This is a genomic window from Sphingobium sp., assembly GCF_035511395.1.
GTDB lineage: Bacteria > Pseudomonadota > Alphaproteobacteria > Sphingomonadales > Sphingomonadaceae > Sphingobium.
In genome coordinates, this window is sequence record NZ_DATKFP010000390.1 from 1 (window position 1) to 2,465 (window position 2,465).

At 64.2% G+C, this 2,465-nt stretch carries 3 protein-coding genes; all 3 read left to right on the forward strand.

Annotated elements, in window-relative coordinates:
• Nucleotides 1-194: 194 nt before the first annotated feature.
• The 3 genes from VMR39_RS26460 to VMR39_RS26470 all read left to right on the forward strand — a co-directional run bounded on the left by VMR39_RS26460 (nucleotide 195) and on the right by VMR39_RS26470 (nucleotide 2,196).
• A complete protein-coding gene (locus VMR39_RS26460; RefSeq protein WP_134649032.1) occupies nucleotides 195-575 on the forward strand; it encodes an RT0821/Lpp0805 family surface protein in 381 nt (126 codons plus the stop codon).
• A gap of 81 nt (nucleotides 576-656) precedes the next feature.
• Nucleotides 657-1,274 (forward strand): J domain-containing protein, encoded by a 618-nt coding sequence (locus VMR39_RS26465; protein WP_325420869.1) that lies wholly within the window; start codon nucleotides 657-659, stop codon nucleotides 1,272-1,274.
• Between the two features lie 208 nt (nucleotides 1,275-1,482).
• Nucleotides 1,483-2,196, forward strand: a complete 714-nt coding sequence (locus VMR39_RS26470; protein ID WP_325420871.1) for an OmpW/AlkL family protein — start codon at nucleotides 1,483-1,485, stop codon at nucleotides 2,194-2,196.
• The last annotated feature ends 269 nt before the right edge of the window (nucleotides 2,197-2,465 follow it).

The window sequence follows — 2,465 nt, forward strand, 5'->3', positions numbered from 1 at the left end:
TCCAGCCATTGGCCGAAAAGGATGTAGGGTTCGTTTTCCTCGGTGAAGTCACCGCTTGTTAACGCATTGTCACTCATATTTAACTCAATGCCGATCTATCTAGCTGTATGAGGCAGGCTGGAGTGAAAGACATAACAAAAACGCGACCGTACACAAAGCGATACTGGGTGCGCGGCCTTGGGGTTCTTGCCGTCATGATGTCCGGCACCGTCCTTTCCGGCTGCATGAGCGGCCTTGACCTGTTTTCCGACAGCAAGGTCGACACGTCGCTGCGCACCAGCACCGTATCCAACGGCAACACGGAACGTCTGACCGACGAGATCACCGTGCGCAATGCCGTGTCGTCCGCAGACCTCGCCCGCACCGGCGGCAACGCGATCCCGTGGGCGAATTCCGCCTCCGGCAGCGCCGGCGTCATCAGTTCCATCGCCGAGAATCAGGACCGGTCCGGCCGCACCTGCCGGGATTTCGTGACCACGAAACATTCCTACCAGGGCATCGCCAACTTCACCGGCCGCACCTGCATGGGCAATTCCGGCGAGTGGATGCTCCTGGCCTTCGATCGCCAGGGATAACACTTTCTAAACCCTGATCCGTAAGGGCCGATTAGGACGTTCGCCACTACCATGGCGCCACAACGGAAACGGGTAGAAGTTATGCGTGATCCCTATTCGATCCTCGGCGTGAAACGCAGCGCCGGGCAAGAGGAAATCAAGGCGGCCTGGCGCTCGCTCGCGAAAGCCGTGCATCCCGACCAGAATCACGACGATCCGCTCGCCACCGTGCGCTTCACCGAGGCCGGCCGCGCCTACGACCTGTTGCGCGATCCCGACAAGCGCAGCCGCTACGACCGCCAGCAGCGCGAGGCGGAAATGCGCCGCATGGAGCAGATGCGCCGCCAGCAGGCCGAGCGCAAGGCACGCAGCGAGCCGCCGCGCGCCGGCAACGAGGACGCGGAGGACATGATCGCCCGCATCTTCGGCGTCGATTCGCGCAACGCGCAGGCAGATGCCGGCGCGCAGCCGCGCCCGCAACAGCAGGCCCAGCCGCAGCAGACCCAATCGAACGCCGCGCCCGCGCAGGATGCCCGCAAGGCCGCGGACGAGAGCGACGAGGCCAATACCGCACCCGCCGCAGCGCCGGGCGCCACTCTCATTTCGGCAATTCTTCGCCGTATCCGCGGCAGCCGCGCCATGACGGCCAGGAAGAGCACGACAAGCCAGACGCCTGCCCGCGCGAGGACCGAAACCATAAGCCTTCTCTTTTCGAGGTGAGTTGCTGATCGGATTCGGCCTTGGGCGCTCCTCGGGGGAGTCGCATTGACGGGAATCAAAAATACCCTTGAGGCCGCGATTCCTCGGAAAATCACGGTTTTTTGCGCGCGATCAATTGCAGCCGAGGCACCGGAGCGCAGACGGGCGGTGCCGCTCAAGAGGGGGGAACCGCAAGGTGCGGCCCCGGCGGCCACGGAAAGACACGGATATGCGCAAGATCGCCCTCCCCACCCTTTCGCTCGCCGCCGCGCTGGCCGCCGCGACCGCGTTCTCGAGCCCGGCACTGGCCGGCAGCCCGGATGGCAAGTTCCAGGTCAAGGTCATGGCGACAGGCGTCCTGCCCGACGGCGGCATCGACAAGGTCAAGTCGATCGACAGCGGCCTCGCCGATACCCTGGCCGACATGGGCGTCGTCGACGTCGACGCCAAGGCGAACGACAATGTCGTGCCCACGCTCGCGGTCGAGTACTTCTTCAGCAAGGCGGTCTCGGTCGAGACGATCTGCTGCTTCACCCAGCACCATGTGAACGGCGCGGCGGACCTTGCCGGCACCGAACTGGTCGATCACGTGCTGATCCTGCCCGCCACGCTGACCGCAAAGTTCCACCTCGACACCGGTGGCCCGATCAAGCCCTACGTCGGCGCGGGCCCGGCATGGTTCATCGTCTTCGACGAGAAGCCCGGCGCGACCGCCCAGGCGCTCGGCGTCGACAAGGTGAAGATGTCCAATTCGCTCGGCCTCGCGCTGCAGGGCGGCGTCGACATCGCGCTGGGGCGGAGCGGCTATGGCATTTCGCTCGACGCCAAGAAGTACTTCATCAAGCCCACCGCCAGCTTCTACGCCGATGGCGCCAAGGTGCTGGAGACCAGGCACGACCTCGATCCCTGGGTCATCAGCGCAGGGTTGTCCTACCGGTTCTGAACCGAAGGCCCGTCGTCCCCGGCTTGACCGGGGACCGCTGGCAGGGCCGCGCCTTGGATGAGGCGCTTGCTTGCGGGTGGCTGTCGGAGGGGTTTCGCCTCAAGGGTACATAGCGGTCCCGGCTTTCGCTGGGATGACGACTATTGGCAGCTTGACATAATGAACCATTTGGGTTATATGCTCCGACATCCGCTAGCCGAGGTACAAGGCGAAACGGTGTATCGGGTCGGTGTCATGGGCAACGGGTTGCGAGCCTCAAGTCGCTACCA